The 14,831-nt window shown below is 64.6% G+C and carries 16 protein-coding genes; 6 read left to right on the top strand and 10 right to left on the bottom strand.

Going from position 1 to position 14,831, the window contains the following annotated elements; all coding sequences use genetic code 11:
- Positions 1–2 precede the first annotated feature (2 nt).
- Entirely contained in the window at positions 3–2,498 is a 2,496-nt protein-coding gene (locus EOHIBHHM_RS12540; protein WP_497256991.1) for a cbb3-type cytochrome c oxidase subunit I, read from the bottom strand.
- Between the two features lie 35 nt (positions 2,499–2,533).
- Positions 2,534–3,325: a cytochrome c oxidase subunit II gene (gene coxB / locus EOHIBHHM_RS12535; RefSeq protein WP_497251058.1), complete on the bottom strand. Its 792-nt coding sequence runs from the start codon at positions 3,323–3,325 to the stop codon at positions 2,534–2,536.
- A gap of 140 nt (positions 3,326–3,465) precedes the next feature.
- On the opposite strand from coxB, the gene EOHIBHHM_RS12530 reads away from it, so the two are divergent.
- Entirely contained in the window at positions 3,466–3,984 is a 519-nt protein-coding gene (locus EOHIBHHM_RS12530; RefSeq protein ID WP_497251056.1) for a DUF6789 family protein, read from the top strand.
- 53 nt (positions 3,985–4,037) lie between these two features.
- Positions 4,038–4,427, top strand: coding sequence for a pyridoxamine 5'-phosphate oxidase family protein (locus EOHIBHHM_RS12525; protein WP_497251054.1), 390 nt, complete (start codon positions 4,038–4,040; stop codon positions 4,425–4,427).
- A 135-nt stretch (positions 4,428–4,562) separates the two neighbouring features.
- On the opposite strand, the gene EOHIBHHM_RS12520 is transcribed toward EOHIBHHM_RS12525, so the two are convergent.
- From EOHIBHHM_RS12520 to EOHIBHHM_RS12500, 5 genes are all read right to left on the bottom strand, one after another.
- The gene (locus tag EOHIBHHM_RS12520; RefSeq protein ID WP_497251052.1) at positions 4,563–5,174 is read right to left on the bottom strand and encodes an SAM-dependent methyltransferase; all 612 of its coding nucleotides are present in this window, start codon (positions 5,172–5,174) and stop codon (positions 4,563–4,565) included.
- Between the two features lie 42 nt (positions 5,175–5,216).
- Positions 5,217–6,668 (bottom strand): arginine/ornithine antiporter ArcD, encoded by a 1,452-nt coding sequence (gene arcD / locus EOHIBHHM_RS12515; protein WP_497251050.1) that lies wholly within the window; start codon positions 6,666–6,668, stop codon positions 5,217–5,219.
- Positions 6,669–6,902: 234 nt separating this feature from the next.
- Positions 6,903–8,012: a CAP domain-containing protein gene (locus EOHIBHHM_RS12510; RefSeq protein WP_497251048.1), complete on the bottom strand. Its 1,110-nt coding sequence runs from the start codon at positions 8,010–8,012 to the stop codon at positions 6,903–6,905.
- A 193-nt stretch (positions 8,013–8,205) separates the two neighbouring features.
- Positions 8,206–8,451 carry a DUF7385 family protein gene (locus EOHIBHHM_RS12505; RefSeq protein ID WP_497251046.1) on the bottom strand — a complete coding sequence of 82 codons (246 nt, stop codon included), beginning with the start codon at positions 8,449–8,451 and terminating at the stop codon, positions 8,206–8,208.
- Between the two features lie 31 nt (positions 8,452–8,482).
- The gene (locus tag EOHIBHHM_RS12500) at positions 8,483–8,743 is read right to left on the bottom strand and encodes a hypothetical protein (RefSeq protein WP_497251044.1); all 261 of its coding nucleotides are present in this window, start codon (positions 8,741–8,743) and stop codon (positions 8,483–8,485) included.
- 224 nt (positions 8,744–8,967) lie between these two features.
- Between EOHIBHHM_RS12500 and EOHIBHHM_RS12495 the strand changes: the two genes are divergently transcribed.
- From EOHIBHHM_RS12495 to EOHIBHHM_RS12480, 4 genes are all read left to right on the top strand, one after another.
- Positions 8,968–10,104 (top strand): NAD(P)/FAD-dependent oxidoreductase, encoded by a 1,137-nt coding sequence (locus EOHIBHHM_RS12495; RefSeq protein WP_497251042.1) that lies wholly within the window; start codon positions 8,968–8,970, stop codon positions 10,102–10,104.
- 95 nt (positions 10,105–10,199) lie between these two features.
- A complete protein-coding gene (locus tag EOHIBHHM_RS12490; RefSeq protein ID WP_497251040.1) occupies positions 10,200–11,798 on the top strand; it encodes a spermidine synthase in 1,599 nt (532 codons plus the stop codon).
- Positions 11,799–11,911: 113 nt separating this feature from the next.
- Positions 11,912–12,112, top strand: a complete 201-nt coding sequence (locus tag EOHIBHHM_RS12485) for a DUF7557 family protein (protein ID WP_497251038.1) — start codon at positions 11,912–11,914, stop codon at positions 12,110–12,112.
- A complete protein-coding gene (locus EOHIBHHM_RS12480) occupies positions 12,109–12,501 on the top strand; it encodes a type II toxin-antitoxin system VapC family toxin (RefSeq protein WP_497251036.1) in 393 nt (130 codons plus the stop codon). Before EOHIBHHM_RS12485 ends, EOHIBHHM_RS12480 begins: the two co-directional genes overlap by 4 nt.
- Before the next feature lie 1,153 nt (positions 12,502–13,654).
- On the opposite strand, the gene EOHIBHHM_RS12475 is transcribed toward EOHIBHHM_RS12480, so the two are convergent.
- The 3 genes from EOHIBHHM_RS12475 to EOHIBHHM_RS12465 all read right to left on the bottom strand — a co-directional run bounded on the left by EOHIBHHM_RS12475 (position 13,655) and on the right by EOHIBHHM_RS12465 (position 14,825).
- Entirely contained in the window at positions 13,655–13,906 is a 252-nt protein-coding gene (locus EOHIBHHM_RS12475; protein WP_497251034.1) for a type II toxin-antitoxin system HicA family toxin, read from the bottom strand.
- 3 nt (positions 13,907–13,909) lie between these two features.
- Positions 13,910–14,179: a type II toxin-antitoxin system HicB family antitoxin gene (locus EOHIBHHM_RS12470; protein WP_497251032.1), complete on the bottom strand. Its 270-nt coding sequence runs from the start codon at positions 14,177–14,179 to the stop codon at positions 13,910–13,912.
- Between the two features lie 199 nt (positions 14,180–14,378).
- A complete protein-coding gene (locus tag EOHIBHHM_RS12465) occupies positions 14,379–14,825 on the bottom strand; it encodes a universal stress protein (protein ID WP_497251030.1) in 447 nt (148 codons plus the stop codon).
- Positions 14,826–14,831: the final 6 nt, after the last annotated feature.

Raw genomic sequence — 14,831 nt, 5'->3', positions numbered from 1 at the left:
CCTCACAGGATGTAGAACAGCGGGAAGAGGAACAGCCAGACGATGTCGACGAAGTGCCAGTACAGCCCGAAGTACTCGACTGGTCGTTCGTCCTCCAGATACGCCCCTTGGAGGGCTCTCACGACGAGGAACCCGAGGACGAGCAGGCCGAGGACGACGTGGGCGGCGTGCAGTCCCGTCGTCAGGTAGAACGTCGACGCCTGCACGCCCGAAGAGAACGTCACCCCCTCGTGGAACAGCTCCAGCCACTCGATCCCCTTGTTGACGAGGAAGGCGACGCCGAGGACGAACGTCAGCGACAGGGTCGCGACGAGTCCCGTCCGGTGACCCTTCCGTGCTGCGACGAGCGCCAGCACGACGCTGAAACTGCTCGTCAGGAGGAGATACGTGTTGACGAGGCCGGGAACCGGGTCGTGGGGGACCGGTTCCCACCCCGTCCACCCCGCGGCGAGTCGGATGAAGATGTACGACCCGATGAAGGCGCCGAAGAGCACGACGTCGGAGGCGAGGAACACCCAGACGCCGAGTTTCGTCCGCTCGACGCCCGCGAACGGCCACCGCTCGGCGACGGCGGGTTCGCTGGTGTGGAACGACTCGCGGCCGAACTGGACGAGCGCGAGCGCCAAGAGGAGCGTCCCGAACAGGGCGACGCCGGCGTACCCCATCCCGGCGACGCCCTCGGGGAACGACCCCTGTCGGAGCGCCGAGAGGCCGAGGAAGGCGAAGAACGCGCCGACGGCGACGACGAACGGCCACGGGCTGGCGTGGCTGTCGTGGTCGTGTGCGACGCCGCCGTCGGTCGCACCGTCGCCGGCCGCCGCGCTCGTCGGGGAACCGCCGGACGTGGACGACGTCTCGAACCGCAGCATCCCGGTGGCGTAGCTGGGTCGGCCGGGGAAGTTCTCCAGCGGCGGCGGCGAGGGGACGGTCCACTCGGCGCTCGTGGCGTACTCCCAGGGGTTGTCGGCCGCCGTCTCGCCCGTCGCGAGGCTCCGATAGAGGTTGTAGAACATCACGAGGAACGACGCGCCCAGCAGGAACGCGCCGACCGTCGCTAGTCGGTGCCACGGCGTGAGCCCGGGGTCGTACTCGTAGGCCCGTCGCGGCGTCTCCCACGCGAGAAACAGCGGGAAGTAGAGGAGGTTGAAGCCGACGAAGTAGAGCGCGAAGTGTACCTTCCCGAGCAGTTCGTCGTACATCCGCCCGGTGATCTTCGGGAACCAGTAGTAGATCGCTCCAAAGAGCGCCGTCGCCCCGCCGACCATCACGTAGTGGAAGTGCGCGACGACCCAGTAGGTGCCGCGGAACTCGTAGTCGAGGACGACGGCTCCGAGGAAGACGCCGGTGATGCCGCCGATGATGAACAGGACGAGTGCGCCGAAGCCGAACAGGAACGGCGTCGTGAATCGGACGCGGCCCTTGACGAGCGTGTAGATGAGCGCGAACACCATCAGGTCGAACGGCAGCGAGATGCCGATGGTGGTCGCCATGAACAGCGTCTTGATGGGGAGGTTGATGCTCGTCAGGAACATGTGGTGCATCCAGACCATGAAGCTCTGGACGGCGACGAGCACCATCGCGGCGACGAACCACTTGCGGCCGACGAGTCGTCGTCCGGTGAACGTCTGGAACATCTCGGCCATCGCCCCCAGTGCGGGGAAGAAGACGATGTACACCTCGGGGTGGCCGAAGAACCAGAACAGATGCGCCCAGAGGAGCGACCCACCGGCCTCGGCGGCGAAGTAGGTCGTCCCGAGCAGGCGGTCGGAGGTGAGGATGAGCAGCGCGGCGAGCAACGCCGCGAAGGCGAAAAGCATCATCCAGACGGTGAGGAGGATGGACATGCTGAAGAGCGGTAGTTTCATCAGCGTCATCCCCTCCGCGCGCATCCGGTGGATCGTCGTGATGAAGTTGACCGACGAGGCGGTGATCCCGATGGTGAAGAGAACGAGCGCGAGGACGACCGTACTCGCGCCGACGTCGGGCATGTAGGTGGCGACGTTCAGCGGCGCGTACATCGTCCACCCGCCCGAGAGCGTGTTCCCCTGGAAGAAAGAGGCGAGAAAGAGCAGCCCGGAGAAGAGATAGAGCCAGTAGCTGAGCGCGTTGAGACGGGGGAACGCGAGGTCCTTCGCGCCGATCTGGAGCGGGACGACGTAGTTGGCGAACCCGAACGCCAGCGGCGAGATGAACCAGAACACCATGAGCAGCCCGTGGGCCGACACCGTCTGGTTGTACGCCATCGCCGAGAGGATGCCCTCGCCCGACGACCACAGTTGGAGTCGGACGAGCAACGCGAGGACGCCGGCGAGGACGAAGAAGAACAGCGAGGTGAGGAGATAGAGGATCCCGACGTCCTTGTGGTTGGTCGTGAGCAGCCACCGCTTGACCGACGTCGCCGGCGGCAGTTCCATCGAACTCTCCTCGTCGCTCGGTTCGAGGAACTCCTCTCTCACCGTCGGTGTCCCGCCGTCCGTCTCCGTTCCACCGTCCGTCACCCCTCCGCCGTCCGTCCCTGTCCGACGCTCGCGGGTCACGCCGCCACCTCCGTCGTCGCGTTCGTCTCGGTCGCGTTCGTCTCGGTCGCGTTCGCATCGCTCGCGTTCTCGGTCGCAGTCGCCTCGGCGGGCGTGGTGTTCGCGTACCACTCGTCGTACGCGTCGGGTTCCATCACGACGACCGGCGCGTTCATGAACGAGTGGCCCGCTCCACAGAGTTCGTAGCAGTTGGCCTGGTAGGTGCCGGTCCGCTCGGCGGCGAACCACGTCTCGGTCGTCTGGCCGGGGATGGCGTCCATCTTCACGCGGAGCGCCGGGATCCCGAAGTTGTGGAACACGTCCTCGGAGGTCACCGAGAGTCGAACCGTCGTATCCACGGGGACGCGGAGTTCGTTCGACTCGTAGCCGTTGGGGTAGACGAACCGCCAACCGAACTGATAGCCCTCGACGCGGACGTCGACGGCGTCGTCACCTTCCTGTGCGGAGACGTTCTCGACTTCGAGGAGCGCACCGTACGTCCAGACGATGAGCGAGACGACGATGATCGCACTCAGCGTGAACGAGAAGAGGAGTTTTCGCCCGCCGCCGCTGTCGCCCGGGAGTTCACCGAGCAACGGTCGGTCGGACACCTCCTCGCGGTGCTCGCCGTCGCGGTAGCGGTAGGCGTTGTAGCACATGTAGCCGACGACCACCACCCCGACGACCGTCCCCAAGACGAGAAACACGCCGAAGATCTCGGCGAACACCGCGACCCGCGACTCGCTCGGGAACCCCCCCTGCGAGTGCAACAGTGTGATTGCTGTGGGTATCATCGTCGCCACACTCATCTTTGTTAATTGTTGTCATGGATGCTTTACTCTTTGCACGATGAGTGTCGTGAGATGACGAAAAACAGGACGTTCGTTCGAAAGTGACAGTCCCGGCGATACGGACGAACGTTAATACCGTTCGTGTGGTAAGTAGTAACATGGTCGATACACCCACCGAGTACGACGAATCGTTCGAAGAGATCGAGGTCGAAGACGACGAGTTCGATCGGTTGATCGGGATCGTCGGCGACGGTGTCATCGGGGCCGCGGGCGGGTTGGTCGGGACGGCGATGATGACCGGCGTGTTGCTCATCGCCGAGTCCGTCGGCGTGTTCTCCAGGGAGTCGTTCGCCGAGCTGGGCGGGTTAGCCGGGTTGGAGGCGTTCGGACCGGCGATCGTCATCGGTTATCTCGTGTTCCTCTTCAACGGGATGGTTCCGTTCCCGCTGCTGTTCGCGGCGGTGATGGAGTATCTCCCGGGCGAACGGCCGCCGGTGAGCGGGATGGCGTTCGGAGCCATCCTCTGGACCGGGTTCGTCATCGTGTTCTACGAGGGGTTCGGTGGACTGGGACTGGTGCTCTACATCGGGTTGACGCTCGCGGCCCACCTCGCCTACGGACTGGGGCTGGGTCTAGTGTTCGAGTATCTCTCGACCCGGCCGGACTCGCTGGTGTGAGAGACCGCGGCTCGGCGACGACGTTTTTTGCGGTCGCGGCACGACGTCCGTCCGTGTCCAGTCCTATCTCTCCCGAGGTCGAGCGCCTCCTGACGAGCGAACCGCTCATGGCGCATCTGGCGACCAGCGTCGACGACAGACCCCACGTCGCGCCGGTGTGGTACCACTACGACGACGGCGTCGTCGAGGTGTTGACGACGGGCCAGAAGCTACAGAACGTCAGACAGAATCCGAAGGTCGCACTGTCGATTCAGAAAGACGAGGGTGGGCAGGCCCAGTGGCGGGTGACGCTCCTCGGAACGGCAACCGTCGTCGACGACGACGAGGCGACGCGCGAGGCCATCTCCCGAATCAACCCGAAGTACGGCGTCGACCTCGACGCCTGGTCCGACAACGTACTCGTCCGTATCGACGTGGGGTCGGCGTCGTCGCGGGCGTACTGACGGTCGGCCGCGGTGTTTGGTGCTACCGCGGGCGTACTGACGGTCGACCGCGGTGTTTGGTGCTACCGCGGGCGTACTGACGGTCGGCCGCGGTGTTTGGTGCTAACCGCGGACGTACTGATCGTTCGAACTCCTTTACTCGGGGTTGCGCGCGACGACGACCTCCGCGGCGTGCTGGTGTGGTTCGCCGCCGGAGTCGTCGTCGAAGACGAACGCCTCCTCGTGGCAGAGCTCCCAGTCGTCGTAGTAGCCGCGGAGTTCACCCGGGTCGTAGCTGTACTCGTTGTCCCCCCAGTCCGGCGCGGGTGGGACGTCCGGATGGTCGACGAAGGCGAAGATGCTGTGGAGGCCGCCGGCCGCAGTCTGCGACTTGAAGTGGCCGAACTGTCGCTCGCGGTTCTCGGGGCGGACGTACTGGACCGTCCCGATGGAGTAGACGGCGTCGACGGGAGCGCCGAGCGAGAGGTCGTTCACGTCCGCCGCGAGCGTGTCGAGTTCGACACCCCGGTCGGCGGCCAGCCGTTCGGCCTTGGCGAGCGCGTTCGGTGCGACGTCGACGGCGAGCACGTCGACGCCGTGCTCGGCGAAGTACACCGCGTCGCGGCCCTCGCCAGCACCGAGATCCACGAGTCGGGTCGAGTCGGAGTCGTCGAGAGATCGGAGCGTCGTCTCCGCGAGGTCGTTCGGGTCGGTCCCCCAGTAGTAGCCGTCGCCGGCGTACATGGCTTGAAGCTCCTCATACTGCATCTGCCAGAAGAAGCGAAGCGGCCCGCTTCGGTCTTTCCGTTTTCAGTCCGCGGTACTCGGCGTGGTCGTCTCCGCCGACGTCGACTCCGGCAGTCCGAGCCCGGTCGCAGCGACGGCGAACAGCACGAGCGGCGAGAGGATGCCGAACAGGTAGTACGGGGCGTAGGCAGTCGTCGCGACGCCGGTGACCTCCGCCATGTAGACCGCCCCGGCGTGCCACGGGATGAGCGCGCCGGTCGGCGTCCCCGCCGACTCGATGGCTTGCGAGAGGTCCTCGTTGTCGAGGCCGTACTCGTCGTAGACGTCCCGGAGCGTCAGCCCTGGGACGACGATGCTCATGTACTGCTGGGCGGTGAGCACGTTCGTCAGGATGGCTGCCGCACCGGTGCCGGCGACGAGGCCGCCGACGTTCCGGACCGACCGCGCCAGCTCGTGGGCGAGGACGGCGAGAACGCCCGTCTTCTCCAGCAGACCGCCGAGCGAGAGCGCGGCGACGACGACGGTGATCGTCCACGCCGACCCGGTGAGTCCGCCGCTGTCGAGCAGGCCGTTCACGAGCTCGCTGCCCGTCTCCGGGGCAGTCCCGTACATGAACACTTCCCACGCCTCGACGAACCCCGCGCCCTGCAGGACGATGGTGGTGAAGACGCCGGCGAGCACGCCCGCCACGAGCGTCGGCAGCGCCGGGTACTGGCGCAGCGCCAGCCCGAAGGTGACGACGAGCGGGAGGAACGCGAGCGGCGAGAGCGCGTAGGACCCGGTGAGCGCGGTCTGGATCTCCGACACCGTCCCGCCGGTCGCACCGCCGCTCGCAACCTGCAGGCCGATCACCACGTAGACGGCGGCAGCGAGGCCGAAGGCGACGAGGGTGCTGGCCCGCATCGCTCGGATGTGGTCGTAGAGGTCGGTGTTGGTGACGCCCGCCGCGAGGTTCGTCGTGTCCGACAGCGGCGACTGCTTGTCACCGGCGTACGCGCCGGAGAGCACCGCACCGACGGTCATCGGCGCGGGGATGCCGAGCCCCGACCCGATACCGACGAAGGCGACGCCGAGCGTCCCGACGGTCGTCCACGACGACCCGATGGCGAACGCGACGACGAAGCCCAAGACGGCGGCGACCGGGAGAAACACCTGCGGACTGAGCAGTTCCAGCCCGTACGACATCAGCGTCGGAATCGTCCCGGCGCTGACCCACGTCGCGATGAGCGCGTAGATGACGAAGATGATGAAGAGCGCCTGTCGGCCCATCAGGAGGCCCCGGGCGAGACCGTCGCCGATAGCGTCCCACGAGAGGCCGAGACGGTGACGCGCGAGGACGGCGACGAAGATAATACTCCAGAGCAACGGCACGTGCGGGTCGAGTTTGAGTACGGCCGACCCGACGCCGAGGAAGAGCACGACCGCCAGGACGGGCAGGAGCGCCGTCCGGAACGACGGTCGACGCTCGGGGTCGAGGTCCTCGAACGTGAGCGGCGTGATGTCGAGTGCTGCCATCGACTCGGTGTATGCACATAGGGCATAAAAACTCGTCGTATTATGCACAATGGGCATGCAGTACGTTGCCGACGCACACGGGTCGCCGTCACAGAGTCGCTCCGAGAGACAGGTCTCCGCGACGGCGCGACAGCGGACGAGTACGCGGTGCGGCGGCGTCGACCGGCGAACGAAGGGAGAGACGAGAAGAGAGGAGACGAGAAGAGAAGGGAGTGGTCCGCAGTCAGTCGACGTTCAACAGCCGCTGCCGAAGCCCTGCGTGACGTAGATGCGGCCGTCGGAGACGACGGCACCGATCCCCTCGACCAGCCAGCCGTCGTCGAGGATGTTCTCCCGGTGGCCGGTGCTGTTCATCCACTGGGTGACGACGTTCTCGGCGACGGCGTCGACGTCCTCCGAGCGGAGCGACCGATAGAGGATGTTCTCGCCGAGCCCACTGCAGGAGACGCCCTCGTCCTCGTAGTGGTCGGCGAAGCTACTGTCACCGGGCGCGACGTGCGAGAAGAAGTCGCGGTCTACCATGTCCTGACTGTGTGCGCGGGCGGCGGCCGCGAGGTCGGCGTCGTAGCCGAGGTCGCTCAGTCCCTCTGCGCGACGGCGAGCGTTGACCTTCTCGTGGACGCGGCGTTCGACCTGCGCGGCGAAGGAGTCGGGTCCGTCGCTGCCGCCGGTCTCACCGCCGTCGCCGCTGGAGTCGTCGGAACCATCGTCGCTCGACTGCGGCCACTCGCCCTCGTAGCCGACCGTCTCGCCGTCGACGACGACTGTGAGGCCACCGTCGGCGTTCAGGTCCTCGACGTCGCCGGCGAAGGCGTAGCTGTCGGTGCCGCCCTTCACGTAGCCGCGCGCGCGGCCGCCGGCGACGCGGTCGCCACCGTCGATGCTCGCGCCGTTAGCAGCACTGCTCGACAGGAGACCGCTCACCGACAGTTCGTAGTCGACGCGCGACGACGCGTCGTCCTTCTGAATGGACACCATCCGGAGCGGGTCCGGGTCGACGCGCGACCCGTCGACCGTGACGTCGGGGTCGCCGTCCGACCAGAGGCCGACGAGTTCGCCCGTGAACGTGTAGGCGTCCTTCCCGCCGCGGACGTAGCCGCCGGCGACGGCGGTCGACTCCAGCCAGTCGCTGTCGTTCCGCGAGGCCCCCTCGGCCGTGCTCTTTCCCGTGATCTCACCGGTGACGGCGAGGTTGTACCACTGGATGTCGTGGCTCTCGGTGCCGTCGACGACGACGACCGATTCCTCGTGGTCTGCGGCCGCCAGCGACGAGAAGCCCGCGAGGCCCGTCAGTGCCGTCGCCGTCCGTACGAACGTCCGTCTCGTGTAGTCGCTTCGTGTCATGGGTTTCAGGCAAGCGTGCGTTCGGAATGGCACACTGACTGGAGTTCGAGAACATCTGCATATATTAGTTTTGAATTGAAGAAGTTATTTAATTATTATCAGAACTAGTTATCAGAATAAAGCAGACATTCTTAAGAAACAGAATTCGGTCGGTCGGAACGGAGTCGGTCTGTCGAACGTCGATGCAGGAGAGTCAGTGCGTCAGCACCAGCAGTCGGTCGTCGGTACGGACCAGACAGATGGGGCCGTTCGGCGCGCTACCGAACGTCACCTCGGAGTTCTCGGAGACGAACAGTCGGTCGAACGGCCGGTCACAGGCCGGACAGTGACAGTTCTCTCGGTTCTCCAGATACATCGTCTCGCGGTCCTGCCGCACGAGTTTGAGTTTCGTCCGGTAGTCGTGGACGTCGAACCCCTCCGAGACGTCGAGTCGGGTCATGACCGCCGAGACGGCGGGCGGCGAAAAGTAGCTACGGGTCCCGCGACTCGGTCGTCCCCGTCGGCATCGCCTGGTTCTCGGCGTCGACGAGGTTGCCGAGTCGGTCAGTCCGCGTCGCGTCGAACTGCGACTGACAGCGCGCGACCCACGAGTCGTCGCGGTCGCCGTCGGCGGGGGTCGTCGGGGCCGTCCGGTCACCGGTCGAGCGGTCGATAGTTGGCTGGTAGGTCGGTTCGGCGTCGGTGGTGTCGGTCCGTCGGGTCGCGGTCGTCGGGTAGGTGTGTGTGCTCACAGTCGGGTTCGTCGATGGCTGCAGTCGGTCGTACGGCGATACTCGTGGGAGTGAAGAATCAGACGCGTACGGGTACGACCGACATGATGTACCTCTCTCTGTGCACCGAACTGTAATGAAAGTTACTGTAGGAACAGCGTTTGCGGTCGGTCACCGTTCGTCGCCTCGGCTCGGCTCACAGGACAACCCGTAGCGTTTTGTCTAGCCTCCTCATCGCTCGACACATGTCGACACACACCGACCGCGTCGTCGTCGTCGGAGCGGGCGTCTCCGGTCTCGCCGTCGCTCGCGAACTCGCGTCCGACTACGACGTCGTCGTCCTCGACAAGGGCGGCGTCGCCGCCGACACCAGCTCCCGCGCCTCCGGGATGATCTCGCTCTCGCTCGAACCGTTCCCCGACGGCTGGGCCGACTTCGCTCTCGAACAGTTCCGCGCGCTCGACGGACGGGGCGTCTTCTCGTTCACCGACCGAGAGACGGTGCGACTGGTCCCCGAGTCGAACGCGGCGCGGTACACCGAGGAGGCTCCCGCGGGCGGCGAGTTCCTCGCACGCGACGACCTCGAGGCTCGCTATCCGGACGCCTTCGGCGATCTCTCGGGTTACGGCGGCGGACTCGTCTACGAGGGGACCGGCTATCTCGACGCGCTGGACTACGCGATGACGCTGAAGTGGCTGGCCGAGGAGGCCGGTGCGGGCGTCTTCCGCGACCACGAGGTCACCGGCCTCCGCGTCGACGACGGCGCGGTCGTCGGCGTCGAGACGGAGTACGGCCCCGTCGACGCCGACCACGTCGTCTACGCGACGGGGTGGAAGACGCGCGAACTCCTCGCCGACCACGTCGAACTACCGGTCCGGCCGCTCCGTTGGAACGCCGTCGTCGTCGAACCCGACGACCCGCTCTCCGACTCCTTCCCGCTCGGATCGGAGCCGACGATGCGGGTCTACTGGCGACCGACGAAGCGGGGAGACGTGCTCGTCGGCGGCAACGAACACCTCCTCTCGGACCCGGAGGGGACGCCGATGGGCGTTCAAGGGTCGTTCCGCGAGACGGTGATGGAGGACGTCGCGTCCCTGCTCGGCGTCGACGGTGGGACCGTCCGGCGGGAGGACTGCTGTCCGACGGCCGACTGTGCGTCGCCCGACGGGTTGCCCATCGTCGACGCGCCCGCCGACGCCCCCGACGGTCTCGTCGTCGTCACGGGACTCCACGGCCGCGGCGTGATGCTGTCGCCCGTCGTGGGCCGAGCGGTGCGCTCGCTCGTGACGGGCGAGGCCGCGCCGTTCCCGACGACGCAGTTCGAACTGGCGCGCTTCGAGGATCGGTCGGCGACGTTCGAGTACCGAAGTCACTGGTCGTGACCGGCGCGACCGAGGTGATTCGACTGCCGAAATCGACCCGGAGCCGATGACCGCAGGTCCAACAGTTATTATCGGCCTCTCCCTCTGTTAGCGACATGGCTTCGACGCCCTCCGTCTCCTCGCTTCGCCTGTCTCGCCCCGAACTCGCGGTGTTCGTCTCCGGCGTCGCCAGCATGGGGCTGGAGATTCTCGCCGGCCGGATGATCGCCCCGGAGTTCGGCAGCAGCATCTACACGTGGGGGAGCATCATCGGCGTCTTCCTCGCCGCGCTCAGCCTGGGCTACCACCGCGGCGGCAAACGGGCGGCAGTGCACGCCTCCAACCGGCGGCTGGTCGGCGTCTTCCTCGTGTCGGCGCTCTACGTCGCCGGACTCATCCTCTTCGGCGACGTGCTGCTGCAGGCGACGTCGACGCTCCCGCTGCCGAGTCGGTTCGCGTCCATCCCGGGGATCGTCGTCCTGTTCGGTCCACCGACGTATCTCCTGGGGTACGTCAGCCCCTACGCCGCGGAACTCTCCGGACGCTCCGAGATCGGGGCGGCCTCCGGCCACGTCTACGCCGTCGGCACCGTCGGCAGCATCGTCGGCGCGTTCGCGACGACGTTCCTCCTCATCCCCGCGCTCAGCATCAACCAGATCGCCCTCCTGTTCGGTCTCCTCTCCGTCGGGACGGCCGTCGCCATCGCGTCGCCGACCGTCGACCGCGACGAGGCGCTGTGGAGTCTCGGCATCACGGTCGCACTCCTCGTCGCGGCGGCGACGGGGAGCGTCGGACTCGGCGTCGGCGGCAACGTCGTCTACGAGACGCAGACCGCCTACCAGGAGCTCCGCGTCGTCGACTCCGGCGACACGCGGACGCTCTACCTCGACGGCCAACCGCACAGCGCGATGGACAAGAGCGACCCGACGCGCCACGTCTTCGACTACACCTCCTACTTCCACGCGCCGTATCTCTTCGCCGACGACCCCGGCGACATCGACCGCGTGCTGTTCGTCGGCGGCGGCGGGTTCACCGGACCGCGAGTCTTCCTCGACACCTACCCGAACGTCACCGTCGACGTGGTGGAGATCGACCCCGAGGTGGTCGACGTCGCCAAGGAGTACTTCCGCGTCGAGGAGGGAGAGCGGCTGAACGTCCACACGATGGACGCCCGACAGTACCTCCAGCAGACCGACGAGACGTACGACCTCGTCGTCCTCGACGCGTACAAGAAGGACAAGGTGCCGTTCCAGTTGACGACGGTGGAGTTCATGCAGTTGACCGCCGACCGCCTCGACGACGACGGCGTGCTCGTTGCGAACGTCATCTCCGCGCCCAGCGGCCCGGCCTCGCAGTTCTACCGCGCCGAGTACAAGACGATCCGAGAGGTGTTCCCACAGGTGTACAGCTTCCCGACGGTCGGCGGCGTCGTCGTCCAGAACATCGAGGTCGTCGCGACCAAGCAGGACGTGCGGCTCACGCAGGCGGAGCTCCAGACACGGAACCGGGAGCGCGACATCGGCATCGATCTGTCGGCGCAACTCACCTCGTACCGGACCGACGAGCGGACCGGCGACGTCCCCGTCCTCCGCGACGACAAAGCGCCGGTCGACAGCCTGTTGGACCCGATGGTCGGCCAGCGGTACGTCGTCGAGGAGACAGACGCAAACGGGAGCGTCGCTGCCGAGCGGGTGACGACGGAGACGCCCGGGTGACGACGGAGACGCCCAGCGGACGGACGGCGGCCGTCGACTCGGCGTATAGCGGTTAACGGAAACCTCCGTACATCCCCTCAAACTACTTCCGACTGCATACACGACGTATGCACATGAGCACGTCCATTCGCGTCTCTGAGGAGACAAAGGAGAAACTGGCGAGGCTGAAGCGTGAAGACGAGAGTTGGGACGAGTTCCTCGACCGATTGGCGAACGAGGGATCGGGGATGAAGGCTGGCGCGTGGAAGGGGACTGACAAAGCCGAAAAGGCGCGCGAAGCGATCAAGCGTTCCCGAGAGAGCTACGAGCAGTGACCGTTCTCGATTCGTCAGTCATCATCGATTATCTCGACGGGGTCGAGGAAGTCGTCGAGTTCGTCGACGAACAACCGGTCTTGGCCACCTCCAGCATCTGCATTTACGAAGTTCTCGCTGGTGAAGTGTTCTCAGCAGGTGAGACCGACCTCGTCGGCGCGCGTGAGAACTTCGGGCGAGTCACTGCTCTCGACTTCTCCGAAGAGGTCGCGTTTGAAGCCGCCCGGATGCAGAACCGCCTTCTCGAATGGGGCAACCCGATGTCGCCACGTGACCTCATGATTGCGGCTACTGCTCGGTCTGAGGGGAAGGAACTGGTCGTCTCCGACGCTGACTTCGAAACAGAAGGTCTCCGTGAACTACTCCCAGTTCGGAAATTCGACCCGTAGTAGCCTCTCAAAGTACTGTCTGGGCGTGTCAGCTTTCACAGCCGCGTCCAACCATCGGAATCGTTGTCAGAGGCGGCGCGCGAGAGACAGAGGGATGAGTTCAGCAAGTCGGTTCCCGTTCGCTTCGGTTCCTCAACAGTGAATCTGTCGGTAGGTTGCTCTGAGTATCTATCGATGGTTACGAGCGCTGTCGCCCATCACAAGTGATTTCGTAGTTGTCTCGGTATTCGTAGCTGTGTCCCCCTCTCGCCGTGTTTTCATCACCGGTCTGACTCCCGGCCTACTCGCTGTCGCAGGGTGTTCCGCTCCCCTCCAGCGTTCTCGAACCCGTATCGGGGAAATCGTCCTGTCGAATATGGACGACAGGGCCCATACAGTCCGAGTACAGGTTCAGTCTTCAGGCGAGACGCGTTACACCACGAGCAAAGAGATACCGCCGTCGAACGAGGAACAACCCGTCATTACTCCCGCGGATGGACTGCCGACTGAACTCGGAAAGTACACGGTCTCCGCTACTCTCGATGGGGGAGAAGATTCGATAGCGAGAACGTATCCAACGAAGGGCGGTGATTGTTATTCGGTGACCGTTCTCGCGTTGGGACGAACGGACGGTTCCGGGATATGCCGTCCGAATCGGAGTTCGAAGGGTGCAGTCCGTAAGAGTCTATGCTTGTAGTGATTAGCGGAAGTCCTCGTACTTTTCGACCTCACACGTTGCCCACCTGCTAGAATCAGCGTACAAGACGTAGAGGGTGTGTTTAGTAAAGGCCAGAGAGCAGACACGCCTTATTCCATTTGGAAAACAGTAGTCGAAATGTCGAACAAAAAGAGAGCAGGAACAAGAATTGCAATGCCAATCGAAATGAACTGTGATACTGTAATGAAGTTACTCCAGAGCCCAGCAGTCGGCTCCTGAGTTGCATTAATCAGCAATGCAGAGACGAGAAATAGCAATGTCAGATTATAGTAGTCTACTCTTTCCATGCGTTCTGTATATTGTCAGCATAAAAACGCCTATTGGAGCTTTGATGAGGTCGTGTCATCCAATCACCTCCGAATGAGTTGTGACCGACTTGCGCGCAGTATTCAGCACAAGCGAGAAAACCTACTCGAGATGCGACAATCGTGATAGTGTTCGTCCCTTCGTCGAAGATTAGGCATTTTCGTCTATCCACTCGCAGAAGGCGTCGAAATCGTGTGCTCCGGCGCTTTCGGCGATACTTCGGAGCGTTCCGGTACGGAGTTCGCTATGCAGTGGGACGGTCACCTCTCGGCGGTCCTCTTCATTCGTCGGGTGTTCGTAGTACAGTTGGGCGTGGTCGCCGGTCGTACGCCGCCACTCGAACCCACCGACGTTGACCAGCACCTTCACGACTTCCGTTCCAGAGAACGTTCGCCGCCCCATCAATTAGTCGAGGATGTCCGGCGGTTCCTGATCGCCAGTGGTGTTGTTCTCCGGGTTGATTCCCAGTGCACGAAGTTCTTCGTCCGTCGGTTCGCGGCCACGTTTCCCGGTGTGGACTGCGACAGCGTCGTCGAGGTTGTCTAGCGCTTCTTCCCTAGACTCGCCCTGTGTGGTCACGCCCGTATCGACATCCTTCGCGATCCACCAGCCGTCCTCTTGCCAGAGACGAATCTCGCCATCGTTGGCGTCGCCATTCCGAGTCGAATTGGCCATCTTACCTCTAGTTGCCGGATGAACCGTATAAGCATTCGGCATACCACTCTGGATACGAAGATGGAAACGTGGTTCTTTAGCAAGGCGTTCAAACTCGGGTGAGCGTGATGACCGACTTTCGCGCTCTATTCAGCACGCTGTTTCTGACGAACTCCGAAGAGCGTCTCGAATGGAAGTCTGAACTCTTCTGCTAGCCCTCTTACTCCGGATGGCGGACGATGAAGACGTCGTACTGCGGATCCTCCGACAGCGGGTTGCCGACGCTGGTCAGCGGTGCGGAGACGCGGCCGGCGTTCTCGCTGCCGAGGAAGAGGACGCTCGCGTCCACCTCGGCGGCGACCTGTCGGATCGTCCGGACGACGTCCATCGCCGTCGTCGCCACCGGGTCGTCGTTCTCGACGAGTTCGCTCCGGTGAGTCGCCTCGGGGGCGATGTCGTGGATCTCCTGTCGGAGTTTGCGGCTGATTACCCCCTCGTCGAACGTGTCCGAGGGGTCGAGCCAGCCGCGTTCGCGGGCGACGTCGGCGTCGTCGGGGATCACCGTCAGCGCGAGCAGTTCCTCGCCGGTGTACTCCGCGTACTGTTTCGCGCGAGTGAGCGCCGCACGCGAGAGCACCGAACCGTCGAACGGGACGAGCAGAACCATGTCACC

It is taken from the genome of Halogranum roseipondis (assembly GCF_059695585.1).
This window is presented reverse-complemented; position numbering and strand designations above follow the sequence as displayed.

What these genes read in the sequence shown, in the direction of transcription:
- coxB (WP_497251058.1), bottom strand. Translation starts at nt 3,325, where the DNA reads ATGAGTGTGGCGACGATGATACCCACAGCAATCACACTGTTGCACTCG.
- EOHIBHHM_RS12530 (WP_497251056.1), top strand. Translation starts at nt 3,466, where the DNA reads ATGGTCGATACACCCACCGAGTACGACGAATCGTTCGAAGAGATCGAG.
- EOHIBHHM_RS12520 (WP_497251052.1), bottom strand. Translation starts at nt 5,174, where the DNA reads ATGCAGTATGAGGAGCTTCAAGCCATGTACGCCGGCGACGGCTACTAC.
- arcD (WP_497251050.1), bottom strand. Translation starts at nt 6,668, where the DNA reads ATGGCAGCACTCGACATCACGCCGCTCACGTTCGAGGACCTCGACCCC.
- EOHIBHHM_RS12510 (WP_497251048.1), bottom strand. Translation starts at nt 8,012, where the DNA reads ATGACACGAAGCGACTACACGAGACGGACGTTCGTACGGACGGCGACG.
- EOHIBHHM_RS12505 (WP_497251046.1), bottom strand. Translation starts at nt 8,451, where the DNA reads ATGACCCGACTCGACGTCTCGGAGGGGTTCGACGTCCACGACTACCGG.
- EOHIBHHM_RS12495 (WP_497251042.1), top strand. Translation starts at nt 8,968, where the DNA reads ATGTCGACACACACCGACCGCGTCGTCGTCGTCGGAGCGGGCGTCTCC.
- EOHIBHHM_RS12490 (WP_497251040.1), top strand. Translation starts at nt 10,200, where the DNA reads ATGGCTTCGACGCCCTCCGTCTCCTCGCTTCGCCTGTCTCGCCCCGAA.
- EOHIBHHM_RS12485 (WP_497251038.1), top strand. Translation starts at nt 11,912, where the DNA reads ATGAGCACGTCCATTCGCGTCTCTGAGGAGACAAAGGAGAAACTGGCG.
- EOHIBHHM_RS12475 (WP_497251034.1), bottom strand. Translation starts at nt 13,906, where the DNA reads ATGGGGCGGCGAACGTTCTCTGGAACGGAAGTCGTGAAGGTGCTGGTC.
- EOHIBHHM_RS12470 (WP_497251032.1), bottom strand. Translation starts at nt 14,179, where the DNA reads ATGGCCAATTCGACTCGGAATGGCGACGCCAACGATGGCGAGATTCGT.
- EOHIBHHM_RS12465 (WP_497251030.1), bottom strand. Translation starts at nt 14,825, where the DNA reads ATGGTTCTGCTCGTCCCGTTCGACGGTTCGGTGCTCTCGCGTGCGGCG.